This is a genomic window from Corynebacterium halotolerans YIM 70093 = DSM 44683, from assembly GCF_000341345.1.
GTDB classification, from domain to species: domain Bacteria; phylum Actinomycetota; class Actinomycetes; order Mycobacteriales; family Mycobacteriaceae; genus Corynebacterium; species Corynebacterium halotolerans.
In genome coordinates this window covers 1-19,015 of sequence record NC_020303.1, presented here as the reverse complement: position 1 = coordinate 19,015, position 19,015 = coordinate 1, and the positions used below count along the sequence as shown (strand labels likewise).

Below are 19,015 nucleotides of genomic sequence, written 5' to 3'. Positions count from 1 at the left end.
ACTCCGGGATCCATTCAGGACGCGACAGCGGACCGACAGGCTCCGATCCTCCCACCAGCACAAGCGAAGCGCGACAGCCGCTCGTGCCTGCCACTACTCCCGGGGGATCCGGGAGTAGTGTCGCGGGGTCAGACGATCAGCGGGCCGGTTTAGACGTCGATGTTGTTGCCGCCGATAATGGCCGCCAGGGTTGCCTGCAGGCGGGCGTCAGCATCGTCGGCGACCTCGCGGACCTGGTCACTGTCGCCAAGTGTCACCATGGTCTGCGGATCGATCGCCTCGATGGTGGTCTGGTTGTCCCCTGCTCCACGGCGGACGACGACGTTGCACGGTAGTAGGGCACCGAGCTCCGGCTCGGCGGCCAGGGCCTTGCTGGCCAGGGTGGGATTGCAGGCGCCGAGGATGACGTAGTCACCCACAGCCTCGGCGGCGTCTGCCCCGAGCTTCTTATCGAAGGTGGCCTTGACATCAATCTCGGTCAGCACGCCAAAGCCGTGCTCGGCCAGTGCTTCCCGGGTACGCGCGACGGCGTCCTCGTACGACAGGGACACGGTGGCGGTGTGGGTGTAGGACATGCTCTGACTCCTTCAAACGGTAGGTGACTTGACGATGACTCGACGCCTCCAGTCTGACAGTGTCCAGTGGATCAGGCCAGGGAGAGGAAAAGTTTCTCCATCTCCTTTTGTCCATGGACTGGCGAATAGATTGAGTTGGTGCCGATGTCCCGGCCAGGTGGTCCCGGCCAGGTGGTCCCGGCCAGGTGGTACCACCTACACCAACTACCCAGAACACCGGTACCAACAGTCCCTATTCGCCATGGGCTCCTCCGGGTAGGCCAGGCACTGCCCGACTCGTCCGCAAGGGCTGGGACGAGCACGCTTACCAGTTGGCGCGACAGATGCTCACTGTCAACGAGCACCAACTCTCCCCCTATGTAGAAGCCAAAGAGAGCAGCACCCAAGATCTCGTCCACGCGCTTCATAGTGTCCTGGGTGCTGCGGTCAGGCCGATTTATAGTCAGTGTCTCGCAGATTGACTCGACCCCGAAGCGGTGGCGGTAGGTGCGGATGAACTCCACGATTACCGAAGTTTGAGGTCCCATGGGCCTGACCCCCGGCGAACCACCCGGTGATGGTTATCAGCGGTGAGCGTCACCTCCACTTTCGGGTCCCCTGCTGAGGATATGCCCAATCCCACCAATTAATTAGTGGATTAACGGCGTAGAACGCTAGTCTCGGCGCTTCGACTGGACGCGGTCGATCTCTTTTTCAATGCTCGGCCACAACTGGCGCAGGATGTAGTCCCAGGTGATCACGCCGCGGACGGTGTGGCCGTTGTTCACGGAGAGCACGACGGCGAGTTGCTCGTTTTCCGCACGCATCTGCTCCAGCGCGTCTTGCACGGTGGCTGTCTCCGTCAGGGTGAGCGCCGGACGCGACCAGTCGGCCGCCGGGGCGTCCTTCGCTGCGGGCAGGGTGTCGCGGACATGCACGACACGGGGGACCTCCCAGGACGAGTTGTCGAGGAGTACCCGCAGGTGCCCGGATTTCCGGGCGGCGGCGTGGACGTCTCTCACCGTCGCGGTGGATGGCAGGGTGCTCGGATCGTTTCCGGGGGCGTCGATGGCCTCGCCGACGGTGGCGCGTTCCAGCTCGATGACCCCGGTGATCTGGGAGGCGGAGACATCATCGAGAGTGCCGGTCAGCCGGGAATGTTCGACCAGCAGCCGCAGGGTGTCGGCGTCGTAGCCGCGGGCGGCGGCCCGTTCCACCGGTTGTTCACCGGTGGCCTTAACCAGGCGGTTGGCCATCCGGTTAATCCAGGACAGCAGCGGTCGAAACAGGTTGATGAAACCGCGGGCAGGCAGCGCGATGATGCGGATCGCGGATTCCGGGTGGGTGATCGCCCAGGACTTCGGCGCCATCTCACCGATGACCAGGTGCAGGAAAGTGACGATGAACAGCGACAGGATAAAGGCGATGACATCGGCCGCGGCCAACGGGATACCCACGACCTCAAAAACGGGCATCAGCGCATCATGCACCCACGGCTTGGTGATCGCACCGAGAGCGAAGGTGCACACCGTAATACCCAGCTGAGCACCGGCGAGCATGAGGGTCAACTCGTTGAGGCTGCGTAGCGCGGCCCGGGAGGCCGCGGAGGTCTCCGCAGTCTCCTCCAGGCGGTTACGCCGGGTGGCCAGCAGCGCGAATTCGATGATGACAAAGAAGGCGGACAGGGCAATGAGCAGGATCGTCGCGGGAAAGGCGACATACCATTCGGTCATGGGTTAGCGCCCCTCCTCGGTGTGGTGGTCTGTCGGATGGGCGGAGTCAGTCCCACCGCCTTGTGACGGATAGTTCTCGATGAGCTTCAAATACACGCTGCCCGGTACGTTGTGCTCGACCTCCTGAATGCGAATGCGCAGAATACGCACCGGTGCCTCATCAACCTCGACGAAGTCCTCGGGCTCGGCGTCCAGCTCAATGTCGTGGACCTCGCCGATGTCTACGAGCCCACCGGCATGGGCAAGCACCAGCCCGGAGATCGTCTCGAAATCACCCTCGGGCAGGTCGTGGCCGATCGCGCGTTCCACCTCATCGATCGGGGTGTCGCCGTCGACCAGCCACTCGTCCTGCCGGACGGTCGTGATCTCCTCAGACTGGGATAGGTCGTGTTCGTCGGTGACATCCCCGAGGATCTCCTCGGCCAGGTCCTCAAGGGTGATGATGCCGATGAAACCGCCGTACTCGTCGATGACACAGGCGAGCTTTTCCGTCCGCTTCTGTAGCTCGTCCACCACGTCGGGCAGGACCATGAGTTCAGGGATCACCACGGCCTCGCGCATCAGCCCGGTGACTGGGGCAGTGTCGGGAAGCTCAGTACCGAGCACGTCGATCAGGTGGACGACACCGACCGGAACATGCTCATCATCGATGACAGGATAGCGGGTGTGGGCGGTTGTCATCAGCTCACGGGCCTCACCGACAGTGGTCTCCGGGGCGATGACGTCGGCACGGGAACGCGGAATCATCGCGTGCCCAACAGCCTGGCCAGGAAAATCCAGCAGCCGATCGAGAACCAGGAAGGTGCTGTCGTCGAGAGCCCCACTATTGCGTGAGGTGTTGACGATGTGCTCGAGATCCTCGGCAGTGGCAGAGGAATCAACATCCTCTACCGGCTCAATGCGCAACAGCCGCAGAAAAGCATTGGAGGAGACGTCGAAGAACGTGATCAACCAGCCGAAAGCCGTCAGGTAGATAGAGGTCGATCGGGCCAACGCGAGTGAGGACTTCATCGGCGCGGCAATCGTGTAGTTCTTCGGGAACAACTCACCGAAAATCATCTGAACGATGGTGGAGATGGCCAGCGCCAGAACGGTGCCTACACCGACCGACACAGCCATCGGTACCCCCGCCCCGCCCAGCAGCACACCGAGGGACTCCCCGACGAGCGGCTCAGCCACGAAACCGACCAACAGACCAGTGACAGTAATACCGAGCTGCGCGCCTGAGAGCATGAAGGAGGTGCGGTTGGTGATCGCCAACGCCCGGACGGCTTTTTTATCCCCGGTATCCGCACGGGCCCGCAACTGCGTGCGGTCCACCGACATATAAGCGAACTCCTGGGCCACGAAATAGCCGTTGGCAACGATGATCAGACCGATGACGGCCAACCCGAGCAGCAACGTGAGAACAGCTGCGGTCATGATCTCACCCGCCTCAGCACGTCGTGGTCACTGTAGGCGGGCCAAATAGATCGCTCAGGGGGCTCCATACGGAGTAAATACCTTTTCATCGGTTCGGGGATAGGCCAACCGCAAAGTCAGCATGCGGGAAATACGGCTAGCATACCCAAAAGACCGTTGACATGAAGGCCCATCATGATCGGTCTTTGAACTTTCCCGGGTTTGATGGAGGTGGGAAAGTTCAGCCCCCGTGGAGCAGACAACTGCACCAGCACGACGGCGCTGGTGGTCAGTGTCGGTAAGGCCGTCGCTGGTCAATCGCACTGAAAGCTAGACGGTCCCCGCCCGGCCCTGCACACAGGCTGCCTCAGTTCCTCAGAACTGAGACAGCCTGAGCGAAACTCATGGATAAACGATTTCCGCAGGAAAGGGATATTCCAAATAACTGTCTTGGTAACTGTCCGCTTCTCGTGGAAATTTTCCAGATACTTAAAACCCGTCCCACGACTCGTCTTCCCCGAAGTGGGGTCTGCGGGTCTCCACCGGCGACCAGGACGCCCGACTCCAACACGACGCACTCACCGCAGCCGGCTACTACCGGATCTTCACCGACACCGCCTCCGGCTCGTTGCAGTCGCGTCCCGAACTCGACAAGCTGCTTGATCAACTCCGCCCCGGTGACACCCTCGTGGTGTGGCGGCTTGATCGGTTGGGCCGCTCGATTAGGCATTTGATTGATCAGCTCGCCGGACTCCAGGAGCGTGGGATGGAGTTTCGGTCTTTGCAGGAAAACATCGACACCTCCTCCTCGGAAGGGCGGCTGGTGTTCCACATCTTCGCCTCGCTCGCCGAGTTCGAACGCGACCTCATTAGGGAGCGCACCAACGCCGGGTTGGAGGCCGCCCGGGCGAGGGGCCGGGTAGGTGGCCGACCGCCACTACTCAGTGGGGACAAACTGCGCACCGCCCGGCAACTCTATGAGCAGAAGGATATGACCGTCGCCCAGATCGGCGAGGTCCTCGGTGTCAGTCGCACCACCGTGTATCGAGCACTGCGCAAAGACACTAAGTCCCTGCCTACGCGGCAGAAGAAATCCCCGGAGACCACTTGACCGGCCATGGTGGCGGCGCGGCTCTGAGAAGATGTTGTGGCCATCATGTGATGTTAGTGTCTTGTCTTTTCGGCCATTCTCCCGCCGGTCGTAACAGAACTTCCATCATGGCTCCCGCCGGGTTCGGGTCGGAGAAAATCTCGCCCATCACCGTGGTGGGGTCCCAGTCTGCTGGAAGATCCTGGAATCCCCCATTGAGCCTTCCAGGAATAATGGTCTGACTGTTTTTGATGGCGGTGAGAATTGCGACCACGTCCTCGCGAGTGGCATGGAAGGAGTTTTTTCCATTGGCTGCAGTGGCATCGGCGATGCTGGTCCAGTCCCCAATTTCTGCCATGTCATCGAGAATATTGACGATGATGTTATCCGGGTTTGTCTCCATACTTTTGACACTACGTATTAAGAGAGGTGCTCTGCCCGGACTTCTGACATCTGTGCCAACGCCTTCTGACTCTGACAGCCGGAATCATTACTGTCGTTCCGGTTGTTTTCCATACCGTTGATCGCATTGATTTCCCGTATGGAAAACAAGGAGAGGGAGGCATCGGAAACTTGCCCCGACCTTCCCCGGCATAGCTCCTCCGTTTCCATTGTGGCCGAGGCCCGCACTTGACGGAAAGGGGTAAAGAATTGCCGTACCGGAAAAATTCGAGCACCGAGCCGGGGTGCACATTGGAGTGTCTCACTTCCAAGGAAGTGGAACACCCTTAATGAAAACCTAATGAAAATGCATAGTCCCAGGACGCACCGTTCCACAAGCTATTCAACTCAACCGTCCCGCGAAACCTGCTGCCGAATAGACTTCCGGTACGATACCGGTCATGGATATTGGTTACGCTCGGGTTTCCACCGCGAAACAAGACCTCGACCGCCAGATCGACGCCTTGCGCCAGGAAGGTATTGCCGACAAATACATCTACGTCGACAAGAAATCCGGGTCCACCACCAACCGTCCCGGACTCCAGCAAGCACTCGACCAAGCCCGCGCGGGTGATGTCATCGTCGTCCACACCCTCGACCGGCTGGGGCGCACCGTGCGCGACACGCTCAACCTCATCCATGATCTTCAGGGGCGTGAGGTCGGAGTACGCACTCTCGCCGATCCGATCAAGGTTGATTCCTCCAACCCGAATGATCCGATGGCCCAACTATCGGTAGTGATCCTCTCGCTGTTCGGGCAGATGGAGCGCACCTACGCCATCGAGCGCGCGGCCCATGCCCGGGCCGTGGCCGAAGCTAAGGGAAAGCGGGTGGGCCGGCCCAGTGTCGTGGACCCGGACAAGCTCCGCTACGCAGAACACCTACGCAACGAGGGCTTCTCCATGAGCAAGATCGTGGAGAAGACCGGTATCACCCGCTCCAGCCTCTACCGACATCTCCCGCCCCGGCCGGTAGAGACCCACACCGCCGAAGGCAACGCCTGACCCCTGAGTCTCAGGCCCCAGCCTGTAGTGACAGTTTGTGAACGGGACTTCTGACCTTTTCTGCTTTGTGCACGCGGGTAGTGACCAGATAGTGGTCAGAAGACGTTTGCACAGCCCTGCTCACCACATCATGTTCGTGCAATCGTCTTCTGACTTCGACAAGGGGTCACAGAGGTATAGCCAGAGAGGCGTTTCCATTTTTGAAAGTCCGGGGGTGTCCCCCTTTGAGTGGACACGCAGGATTGATCAAGCAGCGGGTGCCACGGTAACAGCCGTGGCGCGGTGTTCGAAAGCTCTCGGCGATAAGTAACTGATCCCGGAGTGCCGACGACGTGTGTTGTACCTCGTGATCCACCGGAACACCTCCCGTCGACACTGAACCGGCGACGCCCAACCACCAGAACCTTGCAGCGTCTCCCGCTTCAGCGAGGCGTTGAACGACTCAGCCATCGCGTTATCCGCACTCGATCCGATCCGGCCCATCGACTGGCGGATCCCCAGCCTCCGGCACGTGGTCTGGAACGCTGAGGAGGTATAGACGCTGCCGTGGTCCGAGTGAAATATTGCCCCGTCCAGGGAGCCTCTCGTGCGTGCCGCGTCCTCAATCGCGTCCTGGACGAGACTGGTACGCATGTGGTCCGCAAGCGAGTAGCCGACCAGACGCCTGGAACAGACGTCGATGACCGTGGCCAGGTACATGAATTCTCCTTTCCCGCAGGGCAAGTAGGTGATGTCGCCGATATAGAGCTGGTTGCAGTCCTCGGCGGTGAAGTCTCGGCCGACGAGGTCGTCGAAGACCCTCGCGTCCTGGTCCGGGATGGTGGTGCGCTTCTTCTTGCGCAGGCTCACCCCGACGATCTGGTGCTGGCACATGAGACGTTCGATGCGTTTGTGGTTGACCGGCGTGGGCGCGGTGTCGTTGATTTCGGCGGTCATGCGGCGCACTCCGATCGTGGCGTCGAACTCCTCGTGGTAGTCCCGCATCTGGGCCACCAGCACCTCATCGGCGTGCTGGCGCTGCCTGCGGGCAGGCTTGCCGTCCCGCCACTTGTAAAAGCTTGACCGGTTCAGATTAAGGACATGACACAACCGCTTCACCGAGTAGGTGGTGGCGTAGTCGTCAACGAACTGGAAGCGGATCACCAGGTCGTCTCTCCCGCGAAATACTTCGCGGCCTTGCGCAGGATATCGCGCTCGGTGGAAAGCTTCTGGGTCTCCGAGCGCAGGTGCTGGACTTCTTTGCGCAGGCGCAGCAGCTCGTCGGTGGGGTCCTCGGCGGTGCGGCTGGGCTGGACGCCGCGGGCCCTGCGGGCGGCGTAGACCCAGTTCTTCAACGTCGCCCGGCTGATGCCGAGGTCCACGGCGATTGAGGAAAAAGAAGCGCCCTTGGTGTCCTCGTAGAGCCGGACCGCGTCGGCTTTGAACTCATCGGTGTAGGTGTTCTTCGGCATGGTGGTCTCTCGCATTCTCCGGCCCATTCTGGGCCAGGGTCAGCGTGTCCACCAAACAGGGGACGGCCCCTCCTATGGCGGTCCAGCAAAACATCCACCCCGTCTCACTTCTCTTTCCAAGAGCGGATGCTGACGATGAACTGTCTAGTCGATGGGTTATCCGGTACCCACACCAGTGTGGAGACCACGGAAGGAGCATCGGTTATCGGTACGTAAGACACTGCCGGGTGGTGATACATCGCCGCGGTCGATACAGGTGTCATGCCGAAGACCAGGGGATCGGTGGCGATGATAGTTAGCCAATCTTCGATGTCGTCGGTCTTTTTGTCCAATACGTGAGTGCGGGGATGCCCCCACAAATCAATTGGGGTGGTTCCGCCGTAGGAGTTGGTGACTAGCCCGAACTTCTCCAGGTCCTTCAACTGGATTGTGTCTGCGCCAGCTAAAGGATGGGTGGAAGCGACCGCCACCGCGCGAGGTTCCTCAGCGATGTCGAGGCCCTCGAAGCCGGGTTGAGGTTGCCAGTCCCGTACCAGCGCCAGTTCACACGAGTGCGCCGTCAACGAGGCTATGGGGCTACGCGTGCGCACCAGCTCTACGGGGCAATGATTTTTATCTTCTCTCCAGGATCGGAGGATCCGCTCCATGGCTGGTATCAGCGCCGACCACGCATATGCGATGCGCAATGGCTTTGGCTCACCCGTCGTCGACAGCACGGTGTCGAATGCATCAACGGCCTCGCGTGACCCCGTAAGCAGGTGCTGCCCGGCAGTAGTGAGCGTAGTGCCGCGCTTTCTCCTCGTGACCAGAGCTAGATTCATGTGTTCCTCCAGCTCGGCAATGATGCGAGTGATGGACGGCTGGGTCAATCCGAGGCTCTCCGCCGCCGCCGTCATACTCCCCGTGTCATCAATAGCAAGCAGAGCCCGTAGATGGCGGATATTGATCGTCATAACCAGTAATTATACGTAATGCGAATGCTGGATACAGTTCTCCGCCTACCGTTAGAAACCCGAGGCGCGCACGCTGGACAGTGCCCCGCATGGGACAACCCCGCAGGGAATCGCTTTTCCACCACGTCGCCTCCCGAAGGAGAAACCTCTTCCTCATGCGTTCCCACATTCTTGCCCGCATTGACCTCGACCAGAAACGACTCGATGACGATCTCGCCTACCCCGCCGCCGTTCCACGCGTCGAAGAAGAATACGACGAGTTCTCGTCCGGCTATTGGAAGAACCTCTCCCTGGCCAATAGCAGTGGACAAGCAGACGACACCGCCTATGTCGACATCGACGGATCAGCCTTGACCACCGAGCACGGAAAGAACACCCCCTACCTGTCCGAACTGGTGAACACCGTCTTCGACCGCGATCGAGTCAAGATGGTCAGGGCGCGGAACCTGATTGACGCGATGGTTGTGTCTCACCGTGACTTCGTCGATCTGGGCGAGGACAACGACCGGTACTTCCGCACGTTCATGGTCCTCGAGGATAACCCCCAGGCGTTCCACTCTGACAGCGACACTGTGATCCGCATGCGTCCTGGTGAGCTGTGGTACCTCGATGCGGCGGCTGTCCACTCAGCAGTGAACTTCTCCAGCCAGTCCCGTCAATCTCTCTGTGTGGACTTCATCTTCGATGGGCAACGCGACGAAGCCAGCATCTTTCGGGACTTAAGCAGTTACCAACCGGATCTGAGCCCGGAAATCCGCGAACGAGCAGCGTTCACATCAGACCTTGAACAGCGGCTGCTCCGGTTGTCGGAGGTGGTCAACCGCCGCAACTTCAAGGATGTCCTGTTCCTGTTGTCGAAGATCCACTTCGACTACAACGTCCCGGGTGAGCGCACCTATGACTGGCTGCTGGATATCTGCCGGACCGCCGGCGACGACCAGCTCATCGCCAAAGCAGAAATGGTCCGTGACTATATGATCAACGTTCGTGCTCTCGGAGAGCGATTCTCTATCAATGATTGGGTAAGCGTCGCTGCCTGATGGACACAACGGCGAGAAAAGTCCGTAACCCCGGAACGAATCGACAAGCACAGTCGTCCCTTCTCATCCTGACAAGCCAAGTGGCATTTGTCTTGATGTGGGCTTCAGGGGCGATTGTCACCCCATTCGGTCTCGAGGAGGTTTCGCCGCAAGCGTTCCTCACCGTGGGGGTGTCCCCCTTTGAGTGGACACGCAGGATTGATCAAGCAGCGGGTGCCACGGTAACAGCCGTGGCGCGGTGTTCGAAAGCTCTCGGCGATAAGTAACTGATCCCGGAGTGCCGACGACGTGTGTTGTACCTCGTGATCCACCGGAACACCTCCCGTCGACACTGAACCGGCGACGCCCAACCACCAGAACCTTGCAGCGTCTCCCGCTTCAGCGAGGCGTTGAACGACTCAGCCATCGCGTTATCCGCACTCGATCCGATCCGGCCCATCGACTGGCGGATCCCCAGCCTCCGGCACGTGGTCTGGAACGCTGAGGAGGTATAGACGCTGCCGTGGTCCGAGTGAAATATTGCCCCGTCCAGGGAGCCTCTCGTGCGTGCCGCGTCCTCAATCGCGTCCTGGACGAGACTGGTACGCATGTGGTCCGCAAGCGAGTAGCCGACCAGACGCCTGGAACAGACGTCGATGACCGTGGCCAGGTACATGAATTCTCCTTTCCCGCAGGGCAAGTAGGTGATGTCGCCGATATAGAGCTGGTTGCAGTCCTCGGCGGTGAAGTCTCGGCCGACGAGGTCGTCGAAGACCCTCGCGTCCTGGTCCGGGATGGTGGTGCGCTTCTTCTTGCGCAGGCTCACCCCGACGATCTGGTGCTGGCACATGAGACGTTCGATGCGTTTGTGGTTGACCGGCGTGGGCGCGGTGTCGTTGATTTCGGCGGTCATGCGGCGCACTCCGATCGTGGCGTCGAACTCCTCGTGGTAGTCCCGCATCTGGGCCACCAGCACCTCATCGGCGTGCTGGCGCTGCCTGCGGGCAGGCTTGCCGTCCCGCCACTTGTAAAAGCTTGACCGGTTCAGATTAAGGACATGACACAACCGCTTCACCGAGTAGGTGGTGGCGTAGTCGTCAACGAACTGGAAGCGGATCACCAGGTCGTCTCTCCCGCGAAATACTTCGCGGCCTTGCGCAGGATATCGCGCTCGGTGGAAAGCTTCTGGGTCTCCGAGCGCAGGTGCTGGACTTCTTTGCGCAGGCGCAGCAGCTCGTCGGTGGGGTCCTCGGCGGTGCGGCTGGGCTGGACGCCGCGGGCCCTGCGGGCGGCGTAGACCCAGTTCTTCAACGTCGCCCGGCTGATGCCGAGGTCCACGGCGATTGAGGAAAAAGAAGCGCCCTTGGTGTCCTCGTAGAGCCGGACCGCGTCGGCTTTGAACTCATCGGTGTAGGTGTTCTTCGGCATGGTGGTCTCTCGCATTCTCCGGCCCATTCTGGGCCAGGGTCAGCGTGTCCACCAAACAGGGGACGGCCCCCGTCCGAGCTGTCGGTTGCGCCGTCATCGTCTGGGGTATCTGGACGCTTTTCTCGCGTGACGCGCTGCCGTCCGGGCGGCGGCAGTGGCGACACACCATACTCACGGCCCTGTTGATGCAAGTTGCATATCAGGCTGCGTTTTTCGTCGCATTAGACCAGGAGATCAACCCCGGGATGCTGGCGTTGATTGTGTCCGCCCAGCCACTGATCACCGCCGTATTGACTGGAACCCGCCCTCGTGTGACGTGGCTGATCTTGGCGGTCGGTCTGACCGGGGTGGGACTGGCTGTGGCCGCAGACATTGATCTGACAAACCCGGGTGCTGTGGGCGGTTACCTCGCGGCAGTCATCGCGCTGCTCGCGATCACCGTGGGGACACTGACGCAAAAGTCCAACTCTGAGGTGGGCGTGTGGGCGAACCTGGCTATTCAGTCTACGATCGCCGTCGCCGTATTCGTGGTGGCGTTGCCTATTGTCGGCCTCGGTACCTGGGAGCCAGGGTGGCGTTTTGTAGGAGCTGCGACCTGGATGGTGCTGGTCGTCAGCGTTGGTGCGACCGCCCTGTTGTATTCCATGGTTGGCAAGCGAGATGCGGTGTCTGTGACTAGCCTGTTCTTCCTTGTTCCCGCAGTTACCGCTGTACTCGACTTCATCGTCAACGGCACCACTTTGCCCCTGCTGACGATTCTCGGTTTCGGGCTAACGATCGGAGCCCTGATCATGATCCAACGCCAACCAACTTTCTCTTTGAGGAAAGTAGAGCACGCGTAGGTGTTACTCAGCGACGGGAGTGTCGTGGACGATGCCGCTTTCCCCTACAGCAGCAGGGTCTGGGGTAGCGGCTCGGCGCCGCCGGCGAGCTTCCCTGTGCATCGTGACCGGTGTGGCGTCCAGAACATGGTTGACCATGATGGACAGAAATCTACTCGCGGACAAGCCTGCGGGGATCTTCTCGTGAAGAAGGTCGAGACGGGGAAGATTCTCCAAAGAAACGCCGAGGTCATCCTGAGGTGTATCCTGCTGCAGGCCCTCATCCTCCTCTGCTCCGTCGACGCCCGGTTCCGCGAGTGCTGAGGTCTCTGTTTCCTCCACGTCGGAGTCTGGGAGGGCATCGTCGTAGTCAAACATGATCAGGCAGGTGGCGTGGTAGGCGTCTTCCTCGTTACCGAGTTTGCCGAGGAGGTCGATGAGCCATTCGGCGGTGTCGGGTTCTTTAGTGAGGATGTCCGAGCGCAGGCCAAACACGAATCCAAGTGCCGCCTGGGGATGTCTCATCCGCAGGTTTTTGGCATCACCGTAGGACTCCTCAATCCGGTTGGCGGCGTTCTTGCCGTAGGAGGAGTCCATGCGTTTGGTGGAGATCAACAGCTCGGGCCCGGTCGCCCAGTCCGTCATGATCACATCCACCTGCTTGAGGTAGTTTTTGCCCAGGATATTCGCGCTCGACGAGGTGACTCCTGACATGGAGGATTTTGAGGCGAGTCGTGTCTGCAGGGAAGCGCGTTCCGTGCGCGGCAGTGCCGCAAGCAGGTTAGAAATAGGCATCGGCAGGATGCGGGGGCTCTCGGCTCTAGGCCACGTCTGATCCGGGTGAAAGCCAGCCCGCCGCAGCTCATAACTGAGCCATACGTCCAGGGCTAAGGCCGGGACACCGCTCTGGGAAGCGGCTTTCAGCTGCAGGGGGACACCCAGCAGTCGAGTGAGCGTGTCGAAATCAGGCTCATAGCGAAGGGAACCATCGCTGTTCGTCGCCCATGGATTGGTGTGCTCACCGTCTGGTGCTGCCTGGTCAACGATCTCGTCGAATAAGATCCACGCCTTGTCTTTGGCACTGGGTTTAGCGGCCACTGGCCCCCCTTGCGCTACGTCGGTGCGCCATACGTTCCCGGGCTTCCCGCACGGCGTCGAGATATCGCAGCGCGACCCCATCACTGCTGTGGAAGAGCACGTCGTCGACAACCTGGACGGCATCGAGAAGTTGTCCGGCGGCCAGGAGCGTGCCCACCTGATCTTTGACGCCTCTCAACGCGTGAGCGTTAGCTGCCACCAGATCAGGGGAAGGAGTCAGCCACACATCTGCCTCGCGAGGCTCTAGTTTCAGGACCCCACCGCCATAGGCGCGTCCGACGATCTCGGCATGCAGCAGCGTCACTGAGTTCACGCTGGCCAGGGGAAGCAGTTCACATCCCAGCTCCCGGTGGTCTTCTGCCAGGTACACACCATGGACAGAGTTGAGATGGTGCGCCTTGGCCTCATTGGTCGTCAACCGTGGGGTATCCGCATTCATGCAGGTCAGGAGAAGATCTGCCGGTGGGATCAGAGGGACCTGGTACCAGACCTTGCGGACACGGCATTTATAGGCAGTGTCGACCCCGGTGTCCTGGCCGGCCTGGATATAGGCCGCAGCGGCCGGGGACAGGGGCTGCTTGGGGTAGAACAGGCGGGTGGACTTCCCTTCCTGGCCCAGACGCTGAAGTTGCTGGGTCGTCAATGCCAGACCCCGAAGGTGGGCACTACCGGGAGGAGACAGCGGGAGGGTGTCACTGTGAGATAATCCCACTTGGATGACCCGTTGGGGTGACAAAGCAAAATACTTGTTGCTGCCGGTGACGATGCCCAGCGTCGTCTCACCCCAGGTCTGCAGACCCACGAAGGCGTCCTGGGCGGATAAGGCCTGCAGCGCCTCCAGTGCAGTCGCGCCAGCAAGGCTGCCGGTCCACTTCCCCGACGCCGTGGGCGGGGTCCAGGACACAGCCTCATCACTGAGGGAGGCTAGGCTTTCGGCGTTCTTGGTTAACCGGACAGAAGCTTCCCCCGTGGGTCCCTGGCCGTAGCCATCAGCCAGGAGCAACACCACATCAGCTTCGGCATCCGGGAAGACCTGCTCATCAAACAAGACAAGCTGGATATCCGCGAAGTTGTCGAAGAGGAACTGCCGCACCGGCGCCGCATAGTTGACACTCATCAACTCAGCGGGCAGTACGAGGCCGAGCCGACCCCCGGGCTTGAGAAACAGTGCAGAGTGGATGACAAAGGCCGCCCAACTCGAAGCCAGACGAGACAGGCGCACACCGGCCCGCAGCGCCGCCTCCGCGGCTATTGTCCGGGAAGTGCCAGAAAAGTCCTGGTAGCGGATATACGGTGGATTGCCGATCACGGCGTCGTATACCGGTTCCGGAGAGACCGTAAAGAAATCACTAACAGTGATGTCCGGAGTTCCACCTGCGACTATGACTCGCTCGTGACCAATCCGAGCACTGTGCTCGTGGATCTCCACGCCCTCGATAAGAGGTGAAGCGTCTGGATTGTCCGCCAGGTTCTTCAGTCGTTCTACAGCCGCCACCATGAAGGCAGCATCACCTGCCGACGGCTCCATCACACGGTCATCACCGCAGCGGATAGCCCAGGTGGAGATGAAACGGGAAATTCCTTCGGGAGTGAAGTAAGCCCCACGTGCCTTGCGAAGAGCAGGCGTATCAATCTCGAACAAGGCTTCCAATTCAGGCATGGGTCCATTCTGCTCAATCTTTCGACAAAAGGACAACGAGAACATACACCCGACATCATTCAACCTGATCAGAACTGTGTATGGGTCACTGCGGGAATCAGAAAACCATTACTCACGACAGGGGTTCTTCTCCCTGGGAGCCGAAGTAGAACGCTGTAAGACTCGCGATCCGGAGGGAGCCGTCCGTGCCTGTCGCGGTGAGCACCCGCCTGCTCGTTCGTGAACAATTCGACCGCGAGCTCACGGGCGATCTGGGCGGGTGACGATGATGTCCAGGACATCACATCTCAACACCGCGGCGGTGAGCAGTGTGAGAGGGGCATCGTCGGGTTCGATGGCCAGGAGAGCCACCACTCAGTGTCCTTCCCCTCTGCATGGTGCACGACATGCGGGTTTTACCCGCGTGCGGACACTTCCACCGGTGTGGCGACGCAGCCTGAAGATTGCCAACACTGAGCCGACATACCTGCCCCACCAGGTAGCGTCGCTGGTCTGTTCAAGGACGGAAGAAGTCCACCGGCTCCTGATTGGCACGGACGCGGCCGACAGCCAGCGCTGCCGGGGTCTGACCGGTCCAGTGACGGCGGAGGTGTGGTTGCAGGTTATTCGCAGGTGGTGCCGTCGTTGTCGCCGTCGCGGTACCAGTCGTATTCGGGGTCGATTCCGGCGGTGTAGGGACCGTATCCGGCGTCTTTGGCCTTCGCGCAGCTGGTGAACCGTGGATCCATACTCGTCGGTGTGGGGGCCACAGTCGTCGGCTCTGCCACCGGGGATTCCACGACCGGTGTTGGCTCGGCGACTGCGGGAGTCGGGTATTGGGTGGCGGTGGTGTCGATCTCGTACACCGTGGCCGCGGTCTGATCGGTGGGCAGTACCTGGTCGGGGCAGTTCGACAGCACCCTGCCCATGGCGTCTTTCTCTGCACTGGTGACCCACAGGTCGTAGTGGGCCTTCACCGCGATCTGGCGGGAGACGTAGTCACAGCGGAACGACCGGTTGGCCGGCAGCCAGGTCGCAGCATCGCCGTCGCCTTTTTGGGCGTTGGCGGGCCCGTCGACGGCCAGCAGGTTCAGCGGGTCGTTGGCAAACGCGGTGCGGGTGGTCTCGTCGAGTTGCTGGGCGTCCTTCTGCCAGGCATCGGACAGAGCGACGACGTGGTCGACCTGCACCTGAGTGGAGGTGTCCTGGCCGCGGAGGAAGTGGATTTCGGTGGCGGTGTACGGATCGTCGAGCACCCCGGTGAGGACCACGCAGTCCTGGGTGCCGGGCCGGAAGGTCTCGAACTCCAGGTCGCGGGCAAGGATGTCGTTGCGGGTGTCGCAGCCGTTGTGGTCGGTATCAGCCCAGCGGGGCCCGAACTGATCGCGGTCATACCCGGTCTTCGGGGCCCGGCCTTTGACCTCCAGGGTCTCGAGTGCTGCCATCGCACTCCCTGCGGCCGCAGTCTGATCGCCCGGGGAGGTCGTCTCCTCCCCTACCGGAGACGATGAGCCAGATAAGCTGAAGGCGATGTCAGCGGCCGGTGAGACGGCAGCAGTATCGTCCGTCTGGGCGGAGACTGTGGTCTCGGTGATGGGTGGGGCAGCTACTCCCCCATTCGGTGGTGTACAGCCGGCGGCGGTCAACCCGACGACGAGAACGGCCCCCAACACGGTCATTCAACGACGCAACGACATGGTGGCTCCTCCTGGGAAGTGGGTGGTGCTCCTCCCAGAACTATTTCATGGGGAAAGCACTTCTTAGAACCAGATCACTCGTCGTCTTGCCGACTACTGCTGGGGAGAGCCCCACTGACTGGGGAGGAGAGCTTTATTGCGCACTGACAGGGTAACCACTGTTGTTTCGGGGCAAGGCGTCGCGCAGCGGCGCCGCGGCAGCCCTCGATAGTTCGCCTACCGGTTACTGCCTAGACGATGATCACTCACCTCTAAACCGCACGCATATTGTCATAGGGGTTATTGTTATAGCAGCGGGGTCCGAAAGAAGATAAGCGCAGGTCAATCCCTGTGGATAACTTTATTGACGGTGGTAAATCTGCGGATTGACGGTGGTAAATCTGCGGATTGACGGTGGTAAATCTGCGGATTGACGGTGGTAAATCTGCGGCTGAATTTTTGTCACGGTGGTAAATCTGCGGCACCTTGACCTGCGAAAACACCATTTTCCCAGGTCGCCGCCTGAGGTGCCACGGTGGTAAATCTGCGGCACCTTGACCTGCGAAAATGGAAATGCCCCGCACCATGATGGTGAGAGGCATACTCAACATTCTACTGTTCCAGCTGTCGGGCTGTCCGGATCTTCACGGAAGGCTGACCCTCGTGGACCAGGAGCCCGTCGGCGGTAGCTTCCACTCCGACGTCGGGCCACAGCTTCGCGACGTCGGAGAGCGCCTTCCGGAGTTCCTTGCGGAAGTTCATTCGGTCATCCGTCGTCTTCAACTCCTTCGGGGAGAACTGATCAGTCAGGTCTCCCCATGCGAAGGTGAACGTCTTTTCTGGTCGTTTGTTCAGCCAGTATTTCTTGAGCGAGATCCAAACATAGAGGTCCATCGCCCTCGGTCTGCCGAGTGCTTTGAGGATGTCGAGGTCAATCGGGATGGGAGCGCGGTTGATTTGCTCCCAGAATTCTTCGGTGAGCTCGATGTAGGACTCAGTAATAGTCTCTTGTTCTGGGTGTGCGGGATCGAACCACAGGTCCCAACGCTTGGCTACAGGAGCGGTCGCGCCTTGGTCTCGAGTCTCGTAGATCTTCTGCACTGTGATGATCGAGCTCGTTAGCCGGCGCATCTGCTCCCGGATCAGCGTCCGGTTTCCACGTGCTCCCCCAGTCCCCCGGCTCGCGATCCCAATCGTGGCGAGGAATCCATCCAGCGATCGGCCGAGCGGAATGCGGCGGGCCTCTTCCGGGGTCATCAGGCCGAGCTCGACCTGGCCCGCCCGCTGTACTGCGGTGGTGATGATGGCGGCCATAATGAGACGCGGATATTTTCCGTAGGGTAGTCCGTTGGCGGACATAACGGTGACCCTGTCGCGGCCGCTTTGGATCTGACGGACGAGTTCGTCAGTCTTCCTATAGGGGAAGAGCGCTTGGACGAACCAGCGGCTGATGTAGCCCACGGCCTGCTCAGTCTGCTCAATTTCTCCGGGGTTGCCAGAGTCGTCCCGGGTCAGGGTATGATCACCCATAAATCCTCACGCTTTCATTCAGGGTCGTGGGGTCATGGCCGGGGCTGGTAGGACAGCGCCCGGCTTTCACTATTCTTGCAACGGTATCAGCAGCTAGTGACCTTGTGGGGGAGGACTGGCCATAGTATCCATCTACACAAATTTACAGATACATACCTTTACGTATTTACAAATACATGTGTATTTATGTATCTCATTCCTCGTGTTCGTCGAGGTAATCCCGTAGTAGCTCCACGATGATGTCCTTCATCGTGCGGTCCTCCTTAAATGCCTGCATCTTCGCGCGACGATGGAGTTCGACGGGCAGTTTGATGTTGTACATCTGGGTTGGCTCCGGAGCCGGCTTAGCGTCAGCTGAGATGAAGGCTTCCTCGACGCTGCGACGTCGACTGGCAGAAGGCTTCCGCGGGCTCAGCTTGTTCCTCTTGTCGCTCACTTGATGGCCTCCAGGATCTCCGCAGCAACGTTGTCGTAACCCTCGAATCGGGTCGGCACATCGCCCCAGGTGTCTGGTACGGACTCCCGCAGGGGAATGACAGTGCGGAAGCGTGGCACCTCTTCCTCGTCCAGGATCGCGAGGAACAACTCGAGCGAGCGCGTGCCGAGGCGGGCGGAGGTGACCAAGACGGCGTGCGGAATGCCGTTGAGCGAGGGGAGGGTGTCCCAAACCCGAGAGACCTCGATGCCGTAGGAGCGGGTCGGGACAACGACGTAGTCGGAGATGGCGATGGCGGCGTCAACGGTGGCGGGATCGCCGGGTGGGGTGTCGAGGATGATGGTGGTGCGCTTGCCGTAGTTCTTGACGAAGCGTTTGAGGCGGGCGGCATTGGAGACTTCGACGGGGAAGGGGAGTGGGTTGCCAGCGTCCTCGGCTCGGTCCGCCCATTCGGAGGCGGACCCCTGACGGTCGAGGTCGACGACGACCACTTCGTGGCCCTGGTCAGCGAGTACGGTGGCGAGGTAGATGCTGGTCGTCGTCTTGCCGACCCCACCTTTCACGTTTGCGATGCCAATGATCATTGGTGGTCCTTCCGGTAGTGACGTGAAGTGCGTAGCTGTACGCGTATGCATGTATGTATGTATCTGTAAATAAGTGTATCTAAGTATCTGAATACATGTAAAGGTGTAGAGCTAGCCCCGCCCTATGAAACGTGAAAAAGCTTCGTACCGTCCCCCC

At 60.4% G+C, this 19,015-nt stretch carries 18 protein-coding genes; 4 read left to right on the top strand and 14 right to left on the bottom strand.

Annotated elements, in window-relative coordinates; all coding sequences use genetic code 11:
* Positions 1–149 precede the first annotated feature (149 nt).
* The 3 genes from A605_RS14370 to A605_RS14360 all read right to left on the bottom strand — a co-directional run bounded on the left by A605_RS14370 (position 150) and on the right by A605_RS14360 (position 3,709).
* Positions 150–575: a DUF302 domain-containing protein gene (locus A605_RS14370; protein ID WP_015402236.1), complete on the bottom strand. Its 426-nt coding sequence runs from the start codon at positions 573–575 to the stop codon at positions 150–152.
* Between the two features lie 653 nt (positions 576–1,228).
* A complete protein-coding gene (locus A605_RS14365; protein WP_015402235.1) occupies positions 1,229–2,287 on the bottom strand; it encodes a CNNM domain-containing protein in 1,059 nt (352 codons plus the stop codon).
* Between the two features lie 3 nt (positions 2,288–2,290).
* Positions 2,291–3,709, bottom strand: a complete 1,419-nt coding sequence (locus tag A605_RS14360) for a hemolysin family protein (RefSeq protein ID WP_015402234.1) — start codon at positions 3,707–3,709, stop codon at positions 2,291–2,293.
* A gap of 508 nt (positions 3,710–4,217) precedes the next feature.
* On the opposite strand from A605_RS14360, the gene A605_RS14355 reads away from it, so the two are divergent.
* On the top strand, positions 4,218–4,799 hold the full coding sequence (locus A605_RS14355) for a recombinase family protein (RefSeq protein ID WP_027004592.1): 582 nt from the start codon (positions 4,218–4,220) through the stop codon (positions 4,797–4,799).
* Positions 4,800–4,842: 43 nt separating this feature from the next.
* Here the strand turns inward: A605_RS14355 and A605_RS15435 are convergent, their stop codons facing one another.
* The gene (locus A605_RS15435) at positions 4,843–5,181 is read right to left on the bottom strand and encodes a hypothetical protein (RefSeq protein WP_149029547.1); all 339 of its coding nucleotides are present in this window, start codon (positions 5,179–5,181) and stop codon (positions 4,843–4,845) included.
* Positions 5,182–5,620: 439 nt separating this feature from the next.
* Between A605_RS15435 and A605_RS14350 the strand changes: the two genes are divergently transcribed.
* Positions 5,621–6,223 carry a recombinase family protein gene (locus A605_RS14350; protein ID WP_015402232.1) on the top strand — a complete coding sequence of 201 codons (603 nt, stop codon included), beginning with the start codon at positions 5,621–5,623 and terminating at the stop codon, positions 6,221–6,223.
* Positions 6,224–6,469: 246 nt separating this feature from the next.
* Here the strand turns inward: A605_RS14350 and A605_RS14345 are convergent.
* Both A605_RS14345 and A605_RS14335 read right to left on the bottom strand, forming a co-directional pair.
* A protein-coding gene (locus tag A605_RS14345; RefSeq protein WP_149029457.1) for an IS3 family transposase occupies positions 6,470–7,674 on the bottom strand; the annotation gives its coding sequence in 2 pieces (ribosomal slippage) (positions 6,470–7,380 and positions 7,380–7,674; 1,206 coding nt in all).
* A 104-nt stretch (positions 7,675–7,778) separates the two neighbouring features.
* A complete protein-coding gene (locus A605_RS14335; RefSeq protein WP_015402231.1) occupies positions 7,779–8,627 on the bottom strand; it encodes a LysR family transcriptional regulator in 849 nt (282 codons plus the stop codon).
* A gap of 155 nt (positions 8,628–8,782) precedes the next feature.
* Here A605_RS14335 and A605_RS14330 point away from each other — a divergent pair, with 155 nt between their 5' ends.
* On the top strand, positions 8,783–9,667 hold the full coding sequence (locus A605_RS14330; protein ID WP_015402230.1) for an aspartyl/asparaginyl beta-hydroxylase domain-containing protein: 885 nt from the start codon (positions 8,783–8,785) through the stop codon (positions 9,665–9,667).
* Positions 9,668–9,869: 202 nt separating this feature from the next.
* Here the strand turns inward: A605_RS14330 and A605_RS14325 are convergent.
* Positions 9,870–11,074, bottom strand: a protein-coding gene (locus A605_RS14325; protein ID WP_149029457.1) for an IS3 family transposase whose coding sequence is annotated in 2 segments (ribosomal slippage) — positions 9,870–10,780 and positions 10,780–11,074 — 1,206 coding nt in all. Because the reading frame shifts where the segments join, the coding sequence is not laid out codon by codon here.
* A 44-nt stretch (positions 11,075–11,118) separates the two neighbouring features.
* Here A605_RS14325 and A605_RS14315 point away from each other — a divergent pair.
* Positions 11,119–11,916, top strand: a complete 798-nt coding sequence (locus A605_RS14315; RefSeq protein WP_015402229.1) for a DMT family transporter — start codon at positions 11,119–11,121, stop codon at positions 11,914–11,916.
* Between the two features lie 3 nt (positions 11,917–11,919).
* On the opposite strand, the gene A605_RS14310 is transcribed toward A605_RS14315, so the two are convergent.
* The 7 genes from A605_RS14310 to A605_RS14290 all read right to left on the bottom strand — a co-directional run bounded on the left by A605_RS14310 (position 11,920) and on the right by A605_RS14290 (position 18,858).
* Positions 11,920–12,993 carry a hypothetical protein gene (locus A605_RS14310; protein WP_015402228.1) on the bottom strand — a complete coding sequence of 358 codons (1,074 nt, stop codon included), beginning with the start codon at positions 12,991–12,993 and terminating at the stop codon, positions 11,920–11,922.
* Positions 12,983–14,653, bottom strand: coding sequence for an N-6 DNA methylase (locus A605_RS14305; RefSeq protein ID WP_027004588.1), 1,671 nt, complete (start codon positions 14,651–14,653; stop codon positions 12,983–12,985). Before A605_RS14305 ends, A605_RS14310 begins: the two co-directional genes overlap by 11 nt.
* A gap of 602 nt (positions 14,654–15,255) precedes the next feature.
* The gene (locus tag A605_RS14300; RefSeq protein ID WP_015402226.1) at positions 15,256–16,077 is read right to left on the bottom strand and encodes a GmrSD restriction endonuclease domain-containing protein; all 822 of its coding nucleotides are present in this window, start codon (positions 16,075–16,077) and stop codon (positions 15,256–15,258) included.
* A 503-nt stretch (positions 16,078–16,580) separates the two neighbouring features.
* Complete coding sequence (locus A605_RS15430; protein ID WP_149029546.1) at positions 16,581–16,910, bottom strand: hypothetical protein; 330 nt, start codon at positions 16,908–16,910, stop codon at positions 16,581–16,583.
* A gap of 10 nt (positions 16,911–16,920) precedes the next feature.
* Complete coding sequence (locus A605_RS14295) at positions 16,921–17,838, bottom strand: replication protein RepA (RefSeq protein ID WP_015402225.1); 918 nt, start codon at positions 17,836–17,838, stop codon at positions 16,921–16,923.
* A gap of 193 nt (positions 17,839–18,031) precedes the next feature.
* Positions 18,032–18,160: a CopG family transcriptional regulator gene (locus A605_RS15425; protein WP_149029545.1), complete on the bottom strand. Its 129-nt coding sequence runs from the start codon at positions 18,158–18,160 to the stop codon at positions 18,032–18,034.
* Between the two features lie 110 nt (positions 18,161–18,270).
* Positions 18,271–18,858 carry a ParA family protein gene (locus A605_RS14290; RefSeq protein ID WP_015402224.1) on the bottom strand — a complete coding sequence of 196 codons (588 nt, stop codon included), beginning with the start codon at positions 18,856–18,858 and terminating at the stop codon, positions 18,271–18,273.
* Positions 18,859–19,015 lie beyond the last annotated feature (157 nt).